Source organism: Bradyrhizobium sp. Kon58 (assembly GCF_055807455.1).
The window spans coordinates 25,327-43,276 of record NZ_JBVVOT010000040.1 but is presented as its reverse complement, the minus strand read 5'-3'; the positions used below and the strand labels follow the sequence as shown (position 1 = coordinate 43,276).

Annotated in this window: 21 protein-coding genes and 1 tRNA gene; 9 read left to right on the top strand and 13 right to left on the bottom strand. The window is 63.9% G+C overall.

The features are described from left to right. Nucleotides 1–96 precede the first annotated feature (96 nt). The 5 genes from AC0L20_RS36115 to AC0L20_RS36095 form a co-directional block, all read right to left on the bottom strand. Nucleotides 97–699: an ATP-dependent Clp protease proteolytic subunit gene (locus AC0L20_RS36115; RefSeq protein WP_018459663.1), complete on the bottom strand. Its 603-nt coding sequence runs from the start codon at nucleotides 697–699 to the stop codon at nucleotides 97–99. 42 nt (nucleotides 700–741) lie between these two features. Continuing rightward, on the bottom strand, nucleotides 742–1,098 hold the full coding sequence (locus AC0L20_RS36110) for an SRPBCC family protein (protein WP_247285018.1): 357 nt from the start codon (nucleotides 1,096–1,098) through the stop codon (nucleotides 742–744). After that, nucleotides 1,095–1,409: an ArsR/SmtB family transcription factor gene (locus AC0L20_RS36105; RefSeq protein ID WP_247285017.1), complete on the bottom strand. Its 315-nt coding sequence runs from the start codon at nucleotides 1,407–1,409 to the stop codon at nucleotides 1,095–1,097. Before AC0L20_RS36105 ends, AC0L20_RS36110 begins: the two co-directional genes overlap by 4 nt. A gap of 41 nt (nucleotides 1,410–1,450) precedes the next feature. Continuing rightward, complete coding sequence (locus AC0L20_RS36100; RefSeq protein ID WP_473295141.1) at nucleotides 1,451–2,752, bottom strand: ammonium transporter; 1,302 nt, start codon at nucleotides 2,750–2,752, stop codon at nucleotides 1,451–1,453. Nucleotides 2,753–2,877: 125 nt separating this feature from the next. Beyond that, on the bottom strand, nucleotides 2,878–3,216 hold the full coding sequence (locus tag AC0L20_RS36095; protein WP_007598647.1) for a P-II family nitrogen regulator: 339 nt from the start codon (nucleotides 3,214–3,216) through the stop codon (nucleotides 2,878–2,880). A gap of 238 nt (nucleotides 3,217–3,454) precedes the next feature. Here AC0L20_RS36095 and AC0L20_RS36090 point away from each other — a divergent pair, with 238 nt between their 5' ends. Next, complete coding sequence (locus AC0L20_RS36090) at nucleotides 3,455–4,390, top strand: DUF4339 domain-containing protein (RefSeq protein ID WP_473295140.1); 936 nt, start codon at nucleotides 3,455–3,457, stop codon at nucleotides 4,388–4,390. Here AC0L20_RS36090 and tesB read toward each other — a convergent pair. Further along, nucleotides 4,387–5,250 (bottom strand): acyl-CoA thioesterase II, encoded by an 864-nt coding sequence (gene tesB, locus AC0L20_RS36085; protein WP_473295139.1) that lies wholly within the window; start codon nucleotides 5,248–5,250, stop codon nucleotides 4,387–4,389. The two genes, AC0L20_RS36090 and tesB, sit on opposite strands and share 4 nt — an antisense overlap. 149 nt (nucleotides 5,251–5,399) lie before the next feature. Here tesB and AC0L20_RS36080 point away from each other — a divergent pair, with 149 nt between their 5' ends. Continuing rightward, nucleotides 5,400–6,620 carry a ubiquinone biosynthesis hydroxylase gene (locus tag AC0L20_RS36080; protein ID WP_473295138.1) on the top strand — a complete coding sequence of 407 codons (1,221 nt, stop codon included), beginning with the start codon at nucleotides 5,400–5,402 and terminating at the stop codon, nucleotides 6,618–6,620. A 116-nt stretch (nucleotides 6,621–6,736) separates the two neighbouring features. Here the strand turns inward: AC0L20_RS36080 and AC0L20_RS36075 are convergent, their stop codons facing one another. Then, nucleotides 6,737–6,934, bottom strand: coding sequence for a Trm112 family protein (locus AC0L20_RS36075; protein ID WP_007598651.1), 198 nt, complete (start codon nucleotides 6,932–6,934; stop codon nucleotides 6,737–6,739). A 61-nt stretch (nucleotides 6,935–6,995) separates the two neighbouring features. Further along, a complete protein-coding gene (locus AC0L20_RS36070) occupies nucleotides 6,996–7,526 on the bottom strand; it encodes a TetR/AcrR family transcriptional regulator (RefSeq protein ID WP_473295137.1) in 531 nt (176 codons plus the stop codon). A gap of 107 nt (nucleotides 7,527–7,633) precedes the next feature. Between AC0L20_RS36070 and AC0L20_RS36065 the strand changes: the two genes are divergently transcribed. The 3 genes from AC0L20_RS36065 (at nucleotide 7,634) to AC0L20_RS36055 (ending at nucleotide 9,139) form a co-directional block, all read left to right on the top strand. Continuing rightward, on the top strand, nucleotides 7,634–7,984 hold the full coding sequence (locus tag AC0L20_RS36065; RefSeq protein WP_473295136.1) for a hypothetical protein: 351 nt from the start codon (nucleotides 7,634–7,636) through the stop codon (nucleotides 7,982–7,984). A gap of 219 nt (nucleotides 7,985–8,203) precedes the next feature. Further along, nucleotides 8,204–8,482 carry a PepSY domain-containing protein gene (locus AC0L20_RS36060; protein ID WP_247357338.1) on the top strand — a complete coding sequence of 93 codons (279 nt, stop codon included), beginning with the start codon at nucleotides 8,204–8,206 and terminating at the stop codon, nucleotides 8,480–8,482. A gap of 63 nt (nucleotides 8,483–8,545) precedes the next feature. After that, entirely contained in the window at nucleotides 8,546–9,139 is a 594-nt protein-coding gene (locus AC0L20_RS36055) for a cytochrome b/b6 domain-containing protein (RefSeq protein WP_473295135.1), read from the top strand. 19 nt (nucleotides 9,140–9,158) lie between these two features. Here AC0L20_RS36055 and AC0L20_RS36050 read toward each other — a convergent pair whose 3' ends face one another. Further along, nucleotides 9,159–9,836 (bottom strand): LON peptidase substrate-binding domain-containing protein, encoded by a 678-nt coding sequence (locus AC0L20_RS36050; protein ID WP_027514858.1) that lies wholly within the window; start codon nucleotides 9,834–9,836, stop codon nucleotides 9,159–9,161. Between the two features lie 31 nt (nucleotides 9,837–9,867). After that, complete coding sequence (gene trxA / locus AC0L20_RS36045) at nucleotides 9,868–10,791, bottom strand: thioredoxin (protein WP_354064914.1); 924 nt, start codon at nucleotides 10,789–10,791, stop codon at nucleotides 9,868–9,870. A 275-nt stretch (nucleotides 10,792–11,066) separates the two neighbouring features. Here trxA and AC0L20_RS36040 point away from each other — a divergent pair. The 4 genes from AC0L20_RS36040 to AC0L20_RS36025 all read left to right on the top strand — a co-directional run bounded on the left by AC0L20_RS36040 (nucleotide 11,067) and on the right by AC0L20_RS36025 (nucleotide 14,639). Then, a tRNA-Gly gene (locus AC0L20_RS36040) sits at nucleotides 11,067–11,141 on the top strand. Between the two features lie 76 nt (nucleotides 11,142–11,217). Further along, nucleotides 11,218–12,204 (top strand): NAD-dependent epimerase/dehydratase family protein, encoded by a 987-nt coding sequence (locus AC0L20_RS36035; RefSeq protein ID WP_473295134.1) that lies wholly within the window; start codon nucleotides 11,218–11,220, stop codon nucleotides 12,202–12,204. A gap of 378 nt (nucleotides 12,205–12,582) precedes the next feature. Further along, nucleotides 12,583–13,863, top strand: coding sequence for a PQQ-dependent sugar dehydrogenase (locus AC0L20_RS36030; RefSeq protein ID WP_473295133.1), 1,281 nt, complete (start codon nucleotides 12,583–12,585; stop codon nucleotides 13,861–13,863). Nucleotides 13,864–14,045: 182 nt separating this feature from the next. Continuing rightward, nucleotides 14,046–14,639 (top strand): c-type cytochrome, encoded by a 594-nt coding sequence (locus AC0L20_RS36025; protein ID WP_473295132.1) that lies wholly within the window; start codon nucleotides 14,046–14,048, stop codon nucleotides 14,637–14,639. Between the two features lie 80 nt (nucleotides 14,640–14,719). On the opposite strand, the gene panE is transcribed toward AC0L20_RS36025, so the two are convergent. From panE to AC0L20_RS36010, 3 genes are all read right to left on the bottom strand, one after another. Continuing rightward, nucleotides 14,720–15,643, bottom strand: coding sequence for a 2-dehydropantoate 2-reductase (gene panE / locus AC0L20_RS36020; protein WP_473295131.1), 924 nt, complete (start codon nucleotides 15,641–15,643; stop codon nucleotides 14,720–14,722). A 177-nt stretch (nucleotides 15,644–15,820) separates the two neighbouring features. After that, the gene (locus tag AC0L20_RS36015) at nucleotides 15,821–16,435 is read right to left on the bottom strand and encodes a 2-hydroxychromene-2-carboxylate isomerase (RefSeq protein WP_473295130.1); all 615 of its coding nucleotides are present in this window, start codon (nucleotides 16,433–16,435) and stop codon (nucleotides 15,821–15,823) included. An 88-nt stretch (nucleotides 16,436–16,523) separates the two neighbouring features. Further along, complete coding sequence (locus tag AC0L20_RS36010; RefSeq protein ID WP_473295129.1) at nucleotides 16,524–17,873, bottom strand: MATE family efflux transporter; 1,350 nt, start codon at nucleotides 17,871–17,873, stop codon at nucleotides 16,524–16,526. Nucleotides 17,874–17,950: the final 77 nt, after the last annotated feature.

The following is a 17,950-nucleotide window of genomic DNA, read 5'->3' as shown; positions in this document are numbered from 1 at the left end:
TATCGGACCCCTGCTTCGTGTGCTCACGGAATACGCGCAACCGGCCAGCCAGCTTGGGCGAGGCGCGGCTTGCCGGACGGTCGCCGGCAGAGACCGTCAGGCGGCGCTGCGTTCCGCGAACACCCGGTCGATCAGCCCCCAGTCGACCGCCTGCTGCGCGGTCATGAAGTGGTCGCGGTCCAGGGTCCGTTCCACGTCCGGCTCGGGGCGCCCGCAATGCTGGGCATAGAGCCGGATGATGCGCCGCTTGGTTTCCTGCATCTCGGTGGCATGGATCAGGATGTCGGACGCCTGGCCCTGAAAGCCGCCGAGCGGCTGATGCACGTGAAGGCTCGCATTCGGCAGGGCGGCGCGGTGACCGGGCTCGCCGGCCATCAGCAGAAACGAGCCCATCGAGCGCGCGGTGCCCATGCACAGCGTATGCACCGGCGCCTTGATGAATTGCATGGTGTCGTACATCGCGAGGCCGCTGGTGACCACGCCGCCATAGGAGTTGATGTAGAGATTGATCGGCTTGTTCGGATTCTCCGCCTCCAGGAACAAGAGCTGCGCGCAGACCAGTCCGGACATCGCATCATTGACCTCGCCGTTGAGGAAGATGATGCGCTCGCGCAGCAGCCGCGAATAGATGTCGAAGGATCGCTCGCCGCGAGCGGATTGTTCGACGACCATAGGGACGAGCTGAAGCATGTCGCGCATCGGCGACCTCCGTTTCTGTGGGGTGATGAAGTGGTGTCGGTGTTAGGCGGCTGCGCGCATCAGGCAGCCATTGCTGTTGGCCGGCTGCGGCAGCTTCATGCCGATATCGCAGGCTTGCTGAATGATGCGGAAGCGGGTGCCACCGTCCTCGTTCGGTTCGATCCGGAAGATGACATGGCTTTCGCGAAACGGCGGTTCGGAATCGCGAAGCCGGTAGCGCACCTCTTGGCCTGGGATCGACGTCTCCGGCTCGGCGCCCGCAAGATCGCAATCCGGCAGCCAGCGCTCGCGCAAAGCCGGAATGGTCACCGCGCGCCAGACCTTGGCCGGCGGCGCATCGAATTCATATTCGAGCACGAGCGCTGCGTCGGAGGGATCAGGCTTCACGGCGTCACTCATTGATCCATCTCCTTCAAGAGATCGGCGAGGGCATCCATGCGTTTCGGCCAATAGGCGCGGTAGCGCGCAAGCCAGGTCCCGATGGCGGAGATTCCTTCGGGATCGACTTCGTAATTCACAAAGCGGCCCTGCCGCTGTTCGCGTACCAGGCCCGCCCCGCGCAGCACCGCGAGATGCTGCGACATCGCCGGTTGGCTGATCTCCAATCCGTCGCGCAAGGCGCTCGCATTCAGGCTTCCGCCGGCAAGCTTCTCAAAGACCTTGCGGCGGGTCGGGTCGGCCAGCGCCTTGAAGATGTCGGCTTCGATCATGGTGACACATAAGCATGTGCTTATGTGTTGCGCAAGCCCAATTACTGCAGCGCCTCGCCGTGCTGCGAAATATCCAGTCCTTCGAGCTCGTGCTCACGGGAGACGCGCAACGGTACGAACAGGCCGACCAGCTTGAGCAGGACGAAGCTCACGCCGGCCGACCAGGCGAAGGTGACCGCGACCCCATACAGCTGGATCAGAAGCTGCTGCGGATGGCCCTCGATCAGGCCGGCGGTGCCGCCGATCGCGCTGGTTGCGAACACGCCGGCCAGCAGGGTCCCGGTCATCCCGCCGATGCCGTGGACGCCGAACACGTCGAGCGAATCGTCATAGTCGAAGCGGTGCTTCAGCCAGGTGCAGGCCCAGTAGCAGACGAGGCCTGCGATCACGCCGATGACGATACCGTGCCAGGGCGCCACGAAACCCGAGGCCGGCGTGATGGTGCCGAGGCCGGCGACCGCGCCGGAGATCATGCCGAGCACGGATGGCTTGCGCCGCGTCGACCATTCGATCGCGCCCCAGGTCAGCGCGCCGGAGCAGGCTGCGAGATGGGTCGCGATGATCGCCAGCACCGCGCGCGAATTGGCTGCGCCCGCCGAGCCGCCGTTGAAGCCGAACCAGCCGACCCACAACAGGCCGGTGCCCATCACCGCGAGCGACAGATCGAACGGCGAGAGATTTTCGGTGCCGTAGCCATGACGGCGTCCCATCACCTTCGCCGCGACGAGGCCGGCGGTGCCGGCCGACAGATGCACCACGAGTCCGCCGGCGAAATCCAGCACGCCCATGCTGGCGAGGAAGCCGCCGCCCCACACCCAATGCGCCAGCGGAATGTAGACGAAGATGAACCAGGCGACCGAGAAGAGGAGATAGGCGGAGAACCGCATCCGGTCGGCGACCGCGCCCGCGACCAGTGCCACCGTGATGATCGCAAACGTCATCTGGTACAGCATGAACAGCGCTTCCGGGATCGTCTTCGCCGCCGGGTTGACGCTGTCCATGGTCATGCCGGCGAGAAACCAGCGGTCGAGCGTGCCGATCCACGGGCCGTCGCCGACGAAGCACAGCGAATAGCCGAACGCGACCCAGAGAATGGAGATGATGGTCACCGCGGCGAGGCTCTGCGCCATGGTGGCGAGCACGTTCTTCTTGCGCACCATGCCGGAATAGAACAGCGCGAGTCCCGGGATCGTCATCATCAGCACCAGCGCGGTGGCGACGATCATCCAGGCGGTGTCGGCGGTGTTGATCTCGGAGCCCGCGGCACGCGCAGGCGAAGCCATGATCGACACAAGCCCGATCGGCGCGGCGATAGCAGCCGCGCGGCGCAACAATCCCGCCATGTCGTTTCCCCCAGCTATTGATTGCGTCGCACGCCGTGGCGCCGTTGCCCGGTGCGATCGAAGAAGAGCGTTTTCGAGCGAAGCGGATACCGGTTCGCGAAAAGAAAACGCGTCAAGGCAAAAATCTAGAGCGCGTCGCTGTCGGTCTCGCCGGTGCGAATGCGGGTCGCGTGGTCGATCGGCGTGACGAAGATCTTGCCGTCGCCGATCTGGCCGGTCCGCGCGGTCGCGGTGATGACGGCGACGGCCTTCTCCGCGATATCGGAGGCAACCGCGATCTCGATCCGCAGCTTCGGCAGGAAATTCACGACATATTCGGCGCCGCGATAGATCTCGGTGTGGCCCTTCTGGCGGCCATAGCCCTTCACTTCGGTCACGGTCATGCCGTGGACGCCAATCGCCGTCAGCGCCTGGCGGACTTCATCGAGCTTGAAGGGTTTGATGATCGCGACGACGAGTTTCATGGTCAGGCCTATTCCCCGGGATGCGCCGCGCCGTATGTCCCCGGCGCAGCGTCAATCTGGCATCTTTCCGGGCAAATGGCATAAAAAACTTGCAGATTGAAGCGGAAAATCGTTGGGCGATGTGAACGGCCGCCTCTGTACAGGGCAGCCGTTCATCCTCCACAATGCGTTTTTGGAATGGATGCGATGAACCCAAGCGTCGCGCCCGGTACAAAACTAGGTTCGAGGGGGACGTTTCATGGCGAGTTGGTTCTACGCATCCGAGGGTAAGCAGCAGGGACCCTATCAGGAAGGGCAATTCCGCGACCTCGTTGCCCAGGGAGTCGTGCGTCCGGATACGCTGGTGTGGTCGGAGGGCATGGCCGGCTGGCAGAAGGCCGCCGAAATCCCCGGCCTGATCGGCGGCGGCGGTGCGCCCCCGATGATGCCCGCTGGCGGCCCGCCGATGATGGGCTCCGGAGGTTACGGCGGCGGTGGCGCCGGAGGATCGCTGGCGGTCGATTTCGGCATTCTCGAGTTCACCTGGCGCAGCATCGTGATGCTGATCGGCATGTGCTTCATCATCCCGGTGCCGTGGGTGTTCGTCTGGTACACGAAATGGATCGTGTCCTGCGTGAAGGTCCCCGGGCGGCCCAATCTCAGCTTCACCGGGAATGCGATGGCGCTGGTGCCCTGGTATTTCGGCTTCATCGTTCTGGCGATCGTGATCGGGTTGATCGGCGTCCCCTTGCTGAGCAATTTGCTGTTCATCGCCCAGATCGTTCTCTACTGGCTCCTGATCAAATGGATGGTCGCGAACCTTGCCTCCAACGGGCAGCCGCTCGGCCTGAGCTTCACCGGCACGGTCTGGGCCTATGTCGGCTGGAGCCTGCTGTTTGCGATCTCCATCATCACCATCATCGGCTGGGCCTGGGTCGCCGCGGCTCAGATGCGCTGGTTCTGCCGCAGCATCGAAGGCACGCGGCGCGAGATCGTCTTCAATGGCAGCGGTCTCGGGATTCTGTGGCGGGGCATCGTGGCCGCATTCCTGTGCGGCTTCATCATCCCGATCCCGTGGGTGTATCGCTGGATCATGAACTGGTTCGCGTCGGAGACGGTCCTGGCTCCGCGAGGATCGCTCGGGCCTGACCTCGAGAGGCATAAGCGCGCGATCGATCGTGCTTATGCCTCCTAAGCTCTCCGCTCGCGCACCGAGCCCTCCTGCGCGACGGAGGCCACCAGCGTGCCGTCGGGCTTGAAGATCGAACCACGGGTCAAGCCGCGGCCGCCTCGGGCGCTCGGCGAATCCTGCGCGTAGAGCAGCCATTCGTCGGCGCGGAACGGGCGGTGAAACCACATTGCGTGGTCGAGGCTCGCGGGCATCATGCGCTTGTCGAACAGGGTGCGGCCGTAGCGCGCCATGATCGCGTCGAGCAGCGAGAAGTCGGACGCGTAGGCCAGCGCGCACATGTGCAGCGCCGGATCATCCGGCAGCGTCGCCGCGGTCTTGATCCAGACATGGATCCGGCCGTCCTCGATCCTCTCACCGAAATAACGGCCGAGCTCGACCGGGCGCAGCTCGATCGGACGGTCGGATTCATAGTAGCGGCGGATGAACTCCGGCATCTCCTTGAACATCGGCTGCTTCGCGACCTCCTCCGCCGTGAGCTTTTCCGGCGGCGGCACGTCGGGCATCTTGTCCTGGTGATCGAACGCGCTCTCTTCCTCCGCGTGGAACGACACCATGATCGAGAAGATCGCGTTGCCGTGCTGAATTGCGGTGACGCGGCGCGTCGAGTAGCTCTTGCCATCGCGCAGGCGCTCGACCTGGTAGATGATCGGGATCTGCGGATCGCCCGGCAGGATGAAATAGCAATGCAGCGAATGCGGCAGCCGGCCCTCGACGGTGCGGCACGCCGCAACCATCGCCTGCCCGATCACCTGGCCGCCGAACACCCGCTGCCAGCTGGTCTTCGGACTGTTGCCGCGGAACAGATTCACCTCGAGCTGTTCGAGGTCGAGGATCGAGATGAGGTCGATCAGGCTCTTGGACATGGAATTCAGCTTTCGCCTTGCCGCCCCGGCTTCGCTGCTCCGGAATGACACAATGGGGGCTCTCCGCCCTTGTTTCACCGCACTGTTTCGCCCACCTCAAGTCTGGTAGCAAGACCAAGAAAACGCGAAGACTTAGCCGGGAATTGGGTATGTCGGTACAGGGTAGCATTGTCATCGGTGGCGGCGCGTTTGCGGGCTTGGCGCTGGCCCTGGCGCTGCGCCAGGGGCTCGGCCCCGAGATCCCCGTCATCGTCGCCGACCCCGCGCTCGGCACACGGCCGAGCCGGGACCCGCGCGCCACCGCGATCGTGGCTGCCTGCCGCCGCCTGTTCGAGGCGATCGGCGCCTGGGACGACGTCAGGGGCGAGGCGCAGCCGATCCTCGACATGGTCGTCACCGATTCCAAGCTGGAAGACGCCACCCGCCCGGCGTTCCTCAACTTTGCCGGCGATGTCGCGCCGGGCGAGCCCTTCGCGCATATGGTCGAGAACCGCCGCCTGATCGATGCACTGGTGGTGCGCGCCGAGGCCGAGGGCATCGATCTCCGCGCGACCACCGTGTCATCTTACGACGCGCGGGCCGAAGGTATCGACGTGACGCTCGGCGACGGCAGCGTGATTGCAGCGAGCCTCCTGGTCGCGGCTGACGGTGCGAAGTCGAAACTGCGCGAGCGCGCCGGCATCGCCACCCATGGCTGGGAATATGATCAATCCGGCATCGTCGTCACTGTCGGGCATGAGCGCGATCACGAGGGACGTGCCGAAGAGCATTTTCTGCCGGCGGGTCCGTTCGCGATCCTGCCGCTGCCAGGCAAGCGCTCCTCGCTGGTGTGGACCGAGCGCCGCAGCGAAGCCGCGCGTATCGTTGCGTTGAGCGACGAGGAATTTCACGGCGAACTCGAGCAACGCTTCGGCCTGCATCTCGGCGAGGTGAAGGCGCTCGACAAGCCGCGCGCGTTTCCGCTGTCCTATTTCGTCGCACGCTCTTTCATTGCCCAGCGCCTCGCGCTGGTCGGCGATTCCGCCCACGTCATCCACCCCATCGCGGGCCAGGGTCTCAACATGGGGCTGAAGGACGTCGCCGCGCTGGCCGAGGTCGTGGTCGATGCGGCGCGGCTCGGCATGGATATCGGTGGCGCCGACGTGCTGGAACGTTACCAGCGCTGGCGCCGCTTCGACACCATGGCGATGGGCGTTGCCACCAACTCGCTCAACTTCCTGTTCTCCAACCAGTCGACCTTGCTGCGCACCGTCCGCGACATCGGCCTCGGCCTGGTCGATCGCGCCCCGCCGCTGAAGAACCTGTTCATCCGCCAGGCCGCGGGTCTGACCGGTGAGATACCGCGGTTGTTGAAGGGCGAAGCGCTGTAGGATTTTCGTAGCCCGGATGGAGCGCAGCGTAATCCGGGGCCGCTGCGTCATACGAGGAACCCCGGATTTCGCTGCGCTCCATCCGGGCTACAAGTCTGGCAGCGCGCTACACGCCCTCAATCGATCTTGCGGGCCTCTTCCGGCAGCATGATCGGGATGCCGTCGCGGATCGGATAGGCGAGCTTCGCGCTGCGCGAGATCAGCTCCTGCTTTGCAGAATCGAACTCCAGCGGACCCTTGGTCAGCGGGCAGACCAAAATCTCCAGCAATTTGGGATCGACGCTGGCTTCGGGGCGTTCGGTGGGCGCGTTCATGGGGGTCTCCGGCGGTCGGTTGCCTCTAGCATAAAAAATCGTAGCAGCCCATCGCGTCGCCTCAAGCGGAAACCATCCGCAGGATCTCGTCGAGCAGGCCCTCGAGCCGCGCGGCCGGAAATGGCGAGCCGGACAGGGCGAAGCCGAGAAACGTCCAGTACAGGATTTGGGCGCGGGCTCGCGCCGTCGCCGCCTCGAACCCGCGCTTCCTCAGCAGCTCCTCGATATAGTCGAGCCTGCGCCGGTCGATGGCACGCACCGCCGTTAGTGCCGCCGCATCGAAGGCCGCCCAGTTCCGCACCGCGCGCTCGAGGTCGAGCCGCGCGCCAAAAGTCCTGCGCAGCAGCGCTTTCAGAGGCTCGTCGCCGTCCGTCTCGACATCGGCGATGATCTGCTCGGCCGCGATCTCTCGCCAGCGCTTCAAGAGAGCAGCATGGAACGCGCCGAGATCGGCGAAATGCCAATAGAAGCTGCCGCGCGAGACCCCCATGGCTTTCGCCAGCGGATCGGCTTTCAGCGCGGTGAAGCCGTCTCGCGCGAGCGCCTTCAGGCCCTGCTTGATCCAGTCGTCGGCGGTCAGCTGTTCGGCCATGGCGGGTTCCGGATGCAAACCATACACTAGTGTATTGACAGCCGGCAGGCCAGCGCCTATCTCACCATACAGAACTGTATGGACGAGATTTGCAGGGAGCTTTGACGATGCGTGATCTCTTGCTCCAGTGCGCCGGGGTCGTGACCATCGCCGTGGCCCTCATCCATGGCATTCTCGGCGAGACCAAGGTCTTTGCCCGCGCCCGCATCGAGCCGGAACGGCTCCGCACCCTGATCCGCCTGGTCTGGCAGGCCTCGACCGTCGCCTGGATCGGCGGCGGCGTGCTCCTGATCGCGGCGCCCTGGATGCAATCGGAGCCGGCGCGTCACTGGATCGTCGTCACCATGGCCGGTGTGTTCGGCTTCTCCGCTCTCGCCAACGCATGGGCCACCCGCGGCCGGCATTTTGGCTGGATGGCGCTCAGCGCCGTCGTCGTCATGGCAGTCGCCGGCTACTGAGCGACGCGCCCGATCAGCTGGCCATCAAACCGTGAGACGTAAGGCCGCAGCGTCGTCTCAAATGCGCGCTGCACACGGAGAGCGCTGATCTTTTTCGGATCGTTAGAATAACTCTAAAGCGAGCGGGCCGCGAACCGCATTGACTTCATCATGTGCTTTGCTTCCTTCGGTCCCGCTTCGCCCCAGGGCGTAGCGCCCACGACAGAAGAGGAGACGTTCGTGAAGGTTATTCGTGTTGTTGCCGTTGCATTGACGATCGGGATTGGGATGGGATCGGCCGCCTTGGCCGACGGTTTCAAGGACTGCACCAAGCTCGACAAGGCGTCCTGGAAGCCGGCGAGCGAAGCCGAAGCCAAGGCCAAGGCGCTCGGCTACGAGGTGCGGCGCTCCAAGATCGAAGGCTCGTGCTACGAGGTCTACGGCGTCAAGGAAGGCAAGCTTTACGAGCTGTTCTACAGCCCCGAAGATCTCAGCCTGAAGCACACGATTGCGAAGTAGACCGCGCCAGATGGTCTGCGCGCAAATGGTCTGCGCAAAGTCATGCCTGAGGGTGGTCCTCGCTTGATCGAAGAAACGGTACCGCACGCACGCGGGGAGTCCAACCGGACCCCCGCGGATCGCACCGCTTCGCGGACAGTCGCGGTCTGGGACCTCCCGCTGCGGCTGTGGCACTGGGCGCTCGCGGCTTGCGTCCTGGCCGCGTGGTTCACGCCCACTGTCTATGACGGACTTCACCGCATCGTCGGTTATACCGTGCTCGGGCTTGTTGCCTTCCGTCTGGTCTGGGGTCTTTGGGGAAGCCGCTATTCGCGCTTCCGCATGGTCGGCGTCAGGCTTCGGGCCGCGCCGAATTATCTCTGGAATCTGCGCCGCGGCATCACCGGTCGCTATATCGGGCTCAATCCCGCCGGCACGTTGATGCTGGTGGCGCTGCTGGTCTCGCTCGCGGTCTCGACGATATCAGGCGCGATGTCGGTGACCGTGACCTTTTTCGGCGTCTGGTGGGTCGAGGACACCCACCACTATTCATCCGACGCGGTCATCGTCCTGGTCGTGCTGCACGTCCTGGGCGTGCTGATGATGGGACGTCTCCAGCGCGAGAACCTGATCAGCGCGATGATCACCGGACGCAAGCGCATCCGGCATCATTCCTGAGCAGGCGCGCAGGGACCTGTCACTGCAGCGGCGGATCGCCGCTGGTGCGCTTCTTCGCGAGATCCATCTCGGTGACCGCGATCAAAATTTCGGCGCGGGTCTTCAGGTCGGGCGCTTCCAGCATCGCTTGCTTCTCGGCCACGCCATAGGGCGACATCATCGCAAGCGCGTTGACGAGCGCTTCGTTGGGGGCGGTCTCGACGCCCTCCCAGTCGACCTTGAGGTTGTTGGCTTTCAAAAAATCCGCCAGCACCGTCAACAGTGCCTCGCGATCGACCTCGTCCTCGCCCATGCGCGGCGTGAAGTCGTCGACGAAGGCGAAAAAATCCACCTTGCACTGGCGGTAGGCGGTGAGCACTTCGAGCTCCTCGAGCACTTTGAAGCGCGAGACGCCGGTGAGCTCGAGGATGTAGCGGCCGTCGCCGGATTCGGCGAGCTGGGTGATGCGGCCGACACAGCCGACGCTGAACAGCGAGGGCTTGTCGGAGTTCTTGGCCGAATGCGCGATGTCGGGCTGGATCATGCCGATCAGGCGATGGCCGTCGCGGAAGGCATCGTCGATCATCGCGAGGTAGCGCGGCTCGAAGATGTTGAGCGGCATCTGGCCGCGCGGCAGCAGCAGCGCGCCCGGCAACGGAAACACCGGAAGGATCTCCGGAAGGTCGGCGGGCCCGCGATATTCGATGTTGATCGGCATCTGCCGGGTCCCTTGGCCTTGCCAGCGCGTGTCAGGAAAACAGGATGATCGACAAGCGCTTGCGTCCCTCGACGGTTGCATCGTCCGTGCCGCCCCAAGCCTCGAAGAACTGCACCAGCTGCTTGCGGGCGCCGTCGTCGTTCCATTTGCGGTCGCGCTTGATGATCGCGAGCAGCTGCTCGGTGGCCGCTGCCCGGTTGCCTTGGGCGTTGAGCGCGATCGCGAGGTCGAATCGGGCCTGATGATCGAGCGGGTTTGCGGCGACTTTCTGTTCCAGCTCGGCGACGGGCCCGAGCTGCTCAGCCTGCTCGGCGAGATCGATCGCGGTCTGCACGGCTTTCACAGCAGGGTCGTTGCGCTTGGATTCCGGCACCATGGCGAGCGTCTGCTTGGCTTGCTCCATCGCGCCGGAGACGGCGTAGCATTTCGCGAGCCCGGCCAGGGCCGCGATGTTGGTCGATTCGAGCTGCAGCACTTCCGCGTAGATCTGCGCGGCCGCGGCGGCATCGCCCTCGGCGAGCACGGCCTCGGCTTCCTGGAGGATTTCCGCGATATTCGGCTCACCCGGCGCGGTCACGCCCTTGGTCAGCTTCTCGATGAAGGCGTTGAGCTGGCTCTCAGGGACCGCACCCATGAAGCCGTCGGCCGGCTGGCCGTTGACGAAGGCGATCACCGCCGGAATCGACTGGATGCCCATCTGGCCCGGGATCGCCGGATGCTGGTCGATGTTCATCTTGACCAGCTTGACCTTGCCCTTGGCGGCCTTGACCGCTTTTTCCAGCAAGGGCGTGAGCTGCTTGCAGGGGCCGCACCATTCCGCCCAGAAGTCGATCAGCACCGGCTGGCGCTTCGATTCCTCGATGACGTCCTTCACGAAGGTCTGGGTGGTCGTGTCCTTGATCAGATCGGCGGCAGCCGGGCCCGCTGCTCCGTTACCCTGGTCGATGATCGTCACGGGATCCCCTCGTCTGATATCTGGAATTGGCGGGTCTTTAGCACGTCGCCAATTCATATGCTTCGCTGTTGGCCCTAAATTGGGCCGGGACGGCCGAATTTCAATCCGTGCGTGCCGATTCGCCGGTTCCGAGACCTTTTTGGGTCATTTGGCCGCGTTCGGGTCGATATCGGGCCTCCGATTGCGAATCTATGCCGCCGGTAGCTGTTGCATTCCCCGCCCGCTTTTGGCATACGACAGCCGTTGCCGGCGCAGTCATGCGACCGACACAGGATGCGGGTGTAGCTCAGTGGTAGAGCACGACCTTGCCAAGGTCGGGGTCGAGGGTTCGAGCCCCTTCGCCCGCTCCAATTTTTCCCAAAGCATCCAGCCGAACAGGACGAGCACGTGGTCTTCCACGCCGCTGGCGGCTGTATTGGGTCGCGAATGACGATTTTGGTCACAGGCAGCGCGGGCCATCTCGGCGAGGCCCTTCTCCGCACGCTCCGTGGGCGCGGGTCGCCTGCACGTGGCATCGACCTGAAGCCATCGCCCTTCACCGATGCCGTCGGCTCGATCGTCGATTCCGATTTCGTGCGGCGCCAGATGGACGGCGTCACCGCGGTGATCCACACCGCGACGCTGCACAAGCCGCATGTGGCGACCCACAGCAAGCAATCCTTCATCGACACCAATGTCACCGGCACGCTCAACCTGCTCGAAGCAGCCGTGGCTGCCGGCGTGCGCAGTTTTGTCTTCACCAGCACCACCAGCGCGTTCGGCTCGCAACTCCGCTCCGAGGCGGGCCAAGCCGCTGTGTGGGTCACCGAGGACCTTCCGCCGATCCCGAAGAACATCTACGGCACGACCAAGCTGATGGCCGAGACCCTCTGCGAGTTGTTCCATCGCGAGCGCGGCCTGCCCGTCGTGGTCTTGAGGACCTCGCGCTTCTTCCCGGAAGACGATGACGATCCGGCGATGCGGTCGGCTTACGCGGCGGAGAACGCGCAGGCCAACGAGCTGCTCTATCGCCGGCTGGATATCGCGGACGCGGTAAGCGCCCATCTGCTCGCCGCCGAGCGCGCGCCGGACATCGGGTTTGCCCGCTATATCGTGTCGGCCACGAGCCCGTTCGAGCAACGCCACCTCGCTGCGCTGGCGCGCGACGCGGCTGGTGTGGTGCGCGAGCTCTATCCGGAGTGTGCGGAGCTCTACGCTGCGCGCGGCTGGCGGCTATTCCCCGCGATCGACCGCGTCTATGTCAACGCGCGCGCACGGCGCGAGCTGGGCTGGCGGCCCGAATTCGACTTCGCGCATGTCCTGAACTGTCTTCGCGATGATCGCGATTTTCGCAGCACGCTGGCGCGCGATGTCGGATCCAAAGGCTATCATGAGACGATTTTCGACGATGGTCCCTACCCCGTCGCCCCGTAGCCGCCACCTTTGCTAATTCGCTCGACGCGTCAGATGTCTACCCGGAGTCACCGGCAGCAAGACGGCCAGAGCATTTCTACTGTGCATGGGGTTGTTTTCGCGTTTTTTTGTTCCGGACCTCCTGCTGCCTGCAAATTAGCCGCGCGCGATCTTGATTCCGCGCTGCAGCGAGAGCGTTGTCGTGGCGGCATTCGCCATCGTTGACTTTACGTCTCAATTTTTATTGAGGGCTATCGCAGCGCACGCGGCGCGCTTCTCTCCGCTGGCAGATGTGCTAACCTTTTTCGCCTGTCCTCTCGACAGAGTCCAAACTTCGCCTCTCGACTAGCAAAACAAAATAATGTGCAGCCCTGATGGCTGCCTTAGGGGAGTGACGCGATGAAATTCCATCGATCCGTCTTTCAATCCGTTCTGGCGCTTGCAGCGGTTGCCCTTCTCGCGGGGACAAGCGCCGGTCACGCGCAGCAGCAGGACAAGAACAAGCCGCTGAAGAAATACGAATCCGGCACCAAGGAGTTCTGGACCCATCCGCCGGACGACTGGTTCCTCGGCGACGAGACCGAGGCGCAGAAGGGCCTGGCGCCGCCCTCGGGCCCGCCGACCGGCGCGTCCGATTCCGAGCTCGCCAACATCGTCAAGAAGGTCAAGCTGCCGGCGGGCTTCAAGATGGAGGTCTACGCCTCCGGCGTGCTGGCCGCGCGGCAGATGGCCTGGGGCGACAAGGGCACGCTGTTCGTCGGCTCGTTCGGCCTCGGCAACGTCTACGCCATCAAGGACAACAACGGAAAGAAAGAGGTCAAGACCATCCTCAAGGGGCTGAACATGCCCACGGGGCTGGCCGTCAAGGACGGTGCGCTCTACGTCATCGCGGTCGACAAGCTGATCCGCTACGACGATGTCGAAAACAAGCTCGACAATCTCGGCGAGGGCAAGGTCGTCTATGACGACATGCCGTCCTATGCCGCGCATGGCTGGAAGTACATCGCGGTCGACAAGGAAGGCTGGTTCTACATTCCGTTCGGACCGCCCTTCAACATCGGCGTGCCCCCGACCAGCGTCTCGCAGATCCGCCGCGTCGATCCCAAGACCGGCAATGCGGAAATCTATGCGCTCGGCGTTCGCAACTCGGTCGGCGGCGACGTCGATCCGCGCACCGGCAAGTTCTGGTTCACCGAGAACGCCCGCGACTGGATCAGCGACGATCTGCCCTCGGACAAGCTGAATATGATCAGCAAGATCGGCGAGCACTTCGGCTATCCCTACTGCCACCAGGGTGACCTGCCGGATACCAAGTTCGCGATGGGCCACAAATGCTCCGAGTTCACGCCGCCCGTGCTGAACCTCGGCGCTCACGTCGCTCCGCTCGGCATGAAGTTCTATACCGGCGACCAATTCCCGGCCGAGTACAAGAACAACATCCTGATCGCCGAGCACGGCTCCTGGAATCGCCACAAGTACCAGGGCGGACGCATCATGCGCGTGATCGTCGGGCCCGACGGCAAGAACGCCAAGCAGGAGGTGTTCGCCTCCGGCTGGATCGAGGGCGACCAGGGCTATCTCGGCCGTCCCGACGATATCATCCTCGCCAAGGACGGCTCGATCCTCGTCGCCGACGATTGGGCCGGCGCGATCTACCGCATCAGCTACAGCAAGAAGTAGCGTAAGACGACGCGAGGCTGCGGTGCCGAGGGGCACCGCAGCCTTTTCATTTCAATTTCGCACGCTGTCGTTCCTACTTACGTAGATATCCGGAACCCATAGCGGCGAACGGGGATTATCGAACTCCGGGCACGCGCTTCGCCGCCCCGGAATGAGCGTTCGACAGATCGGAAATTCCAATCATGCGCCGGCAGTTCATCTCGCACGCAATCAGCGCGGTTGCGCTTCTCGCGCTCGGTTCTCTCCCTACAAGCGCCGCCGACAATGCCGCGATCAAGGAGAAGGCCGCCGTCTGCGCCGGCTGTCACGGCGAGAACGGCATCTCGCAGACCGAGAACATCCCTTCGCTCGCTGGCCAGCCCGATCAATTCCTGCAATGGCAGCTCGTGTTCTTCCGCGCCGGCTCGCGCAAGAACGACCAGATGCAGCCGATCGCCGAGGAGATCACCAACGAGGACGTCCGCAATCTCGGCGCCTATTTCGCCGCGCTGACGCCGCCGACAGCGGCGGAAGACAAGGATCCGGACCTGTCGAAAAACGGCGCGCAAGTTGCCGCCGGCCGCCGCTGCGCCTCATGTCATACCGATAGCTTTGCCGGCACCAAGGCAGTCGCGCGGCTCGCGGGCCAGCGCGAGGAATACCTGGTCAAGTCGCTGCACGACTACAAGAGCAGCCAGCGCGTCGGCGGCGGTGGCGCCGCGATGGCCGACGTCGCCTATCACATGAGCGATGAGGAAATCACCGCCGTCTCGCACTATCTCGCGTATTTCAAATAGCGCGCGATGTAGCTGCAAAACTCCACCGTCGTCTCGGACAAGCGGAGCGCAGATCGGGGACGACGATCGAGCGAGGGGCCTTACCCCGCCCGCTGCTGCTCATACGCCTTCAAATGCGTGTAGGCGATGCGCAGCTTCGGCACCGGCACCTTGGCGGCATCGGCGCGCGCGATGAGGTCGCCGATGACGTGATCGGCTTCGACCGGCAGACCCGCCTTGACGTCGCGGAACATCGAGGCCGTCATGGGTGAACCCTCGGTGGTGAGGTTGCCCTTCACGCGCTCGAAGAACGGCCCGCCCGGCGTGTAGCCCGACGCGGCGGCGATCGCACTGGTCTCGTCCAGCATGCCGAGCAGGAAATCCCTGCCGCCGGGCGCGGCGAGAATGTTGCCGACGGAGGTGCGCATCAGGCTGGTGGACGCCGCCAGCGAGGAGAGGAACACCCACTTCTCCCACATGTCCTGCATGATGTTCTGGCTGGCGGTGGCCCCATTGATGCCGCTCTTGAAGGCCTCGTCGATTGCCTTGACCCGATCCGACAGCTTGCCATCGCGCTCGCCGTAATTGATCGACTGCATCGGCTGGAGCTGCACCACCTCGCGCTTCTCGTTGAGCGTTGCAGCGATGGCGCAGAGGCCACCGAGCACGCGCTCCTTACCGAACTTGTCGTCGAGGATGTCGAGATGCTTCATGCCGTTGAGCATGGGGATGATGGCCGTGTCGGGCCCGACTGCTGCCGCGAACGACTTGATGGCGTCGTCGAGGTCGAAGGCCTTGCAGCTGAGCAGCACGACGTCGAACTTGTCCTTGAGCGCGTCGGCCTGGACGGTCGGCGGATTTTTCAGCGTGACGTCGCCGTTCGGGCTCTTGATGACGAGGCCGGCGCTCGCGAGTTCGCTGGCGCGTCGTGGCCGGACCAGGAAGGTGACGTCGCGACCGGCCTGCAACAGCCTGCCACCAAAATAGCCGCCGATGGCGCCAGCGCCGACCACGAGGATACGCATGGGATCGTCCTTGTTGTTCGTTCTTTTTCGTCGTCCTGGCGAAAGCCAGGACCCATTACCCCGACTGCCTCTTGTCGGACAAGTCGGAGCCCCAGCCTATCGCCAAACGCGATTCGATGGTTAAGGGTCCTGGCTTTCGCCAAGACGACATTGCTCGGTTTCCCTACTTCGAGAAAATCACTTCCCCGACACCATCTCCTCGACCTCGCGCAACTGCTCCTTGCCGAAGAACATCTCGTCGCCGACAAAGAAGGTCGGCGAGCCGAACGCGCCACGCGCGACGGCCTCCTCGGTGTTCTTGATCAGTCTGCCCTTCACCTCGGGTTCCCCGGCGCGGGTGAACAGCTTTTGCGCGTCGAGGCCGGAGGACGCCAGCGCCTTCACTGCGATTTCCGGATCGTCCATCTTCTTCGGCTCGCGCCACATGTGATGGAAGGCGGCCTCGACGTACATTTCGAACACGCCTTCGAGCTGCGCCGCGATCGCCGCGCGCATCAGGTTCAGCGTGTTGACCGGGAAGAACGGATTCCAGACATAGGGCTGCACCTTGAAGCGCTTGACGAAGCGCTCGGTCTCGACCGCCTGGAATTCCCGCTTGTTCTTGACGCCGGCGAGCGTCTCGGCCGGCGACTTGTTGTTGGTCGACTTGAAGATGCCGCCGAGCAGGATCGGCACGTACTCGAACTTGACGCCGATGCGCTGCTCGATCGCGGGAATCGCGAGATGACTGAGATAGGCGTTCGGACTGCCGAAATCGAACAGGAATTGCGGGGCTGTGCGGGTCAAAATCATCCTCCCTGACGTCGCTTTTTCGCATTGTGGCGCAGCGCGCGCCGCGGGTCCACCTTTTAATGACGGTCATAATCTCTTGATGATGTCGTCAGGTCAGACGCCGGATCGTTCGCTTGCGCCACACCAGAAGGTAATAGCCCATCTGCAAAAGGAACATGGAGCAGAACACGATCGGATAGGCGGCCCACACACCCTCAAGGCCGATCGTGCGGCTCAGGATCACCGCGGACGGCAGTTCGATTGCTCCAATGGCGAAGATCGCGAGCAGCATTGGCGTCAGTGCCACGCCGGCGGCGCGCATTGCGCCGGAAAACACCGTCGCCAGGCCGAACGGCACCGAGCTCCACAGTGCGATGTTGATCAAGCCCTTCGCCAGATCGAGCACGGTGTCATCAGTGATGAAGATACCGAGCACGGCGCGCGGCGCGAGATAGATCAGCGCCACCAGCCCGCCCGTCAGGACGATGTTGAATGCAAGTCCGGTGCGCACGATGCCGTCGAGCCCCGTTCTGTCGCCGCGGCCAACCGCCTGCGCGCCGAGGATCGAGACCGCGATTGAAATCGACATCGCCGTGAACTGCGTGTAGCCCATCACCTGGTTGACCGCGCCATAGGCTGCGGTTGCGCTCGAGCCGAAGCCGTTGACGAGGCCGAGCAGCACCAGCTCGGCGATCGCCATCACCACCATGCCGATTGCGCTCGGCAGTCCAATGCCGAGAATTTGCCCCAGTACCTCACGATTGAGCTGCAGATGACGCAGCAGTGCAGCGTCCGGTGCCAATGCATGTTTTCTTCGCAGCAGATAGGCGGCCAGCGCGACCAGCGTCAGCGCGTTGGCGATCGCCGCCGCCCAGGCCGGGCTGGTGATGCCGGCCGCCGGAAATCCGAACGACCCGCGGATCAGCATCGGCGTCAGGATCAAGCCGATCGCGGTCGACAAGGCCAGCGCCAGCAGCGGCGTCAGCGCGTCGCCGACGCCGCGGATCATCGCCGTCATCAGCAGGAAGACGAAGCCGAGGGGCATGGTGAGCAGCATGATGCGGGCATAGGCGCTGGCCTGGTCGAGAATGTCCGCGGGCGTTGCGAGCATCATCATCAATTGCCGGCTAAAGATGCCGCCGGTCAGTGCAATTGGAATCGAGAGCAGCAGGCCGATCGCGAGCGTCGTGCCCACAATGAGCTTGATCCGGCCCTGCTCGCCAGCACCATAGGCCTGGCCGATCAGCACCGTGGCGCCGGTGCTCAGGCCCATGACGAAGGCGAACAGGAAGAACATCACCGGAAAGAACACCGAGACCGATGCGAGCGCGTCAATCCCGATCATCTGGCCGAGATAGACGTTGCTGACGGTGCCGAACAGCGATTGCAGCGCGTTGCTCAGCATCAACGGTGCGAGGAAGCGCAGAAAAGTCTTCCAGAGCGGCTTGGCGGCGGACATGGATCGGCCTTTCATCAGGGCGTGCGAAACCGTCGCCACGCGAAGGGCGCGCGGCCCGGCCGTCGATAGGTTGTGAG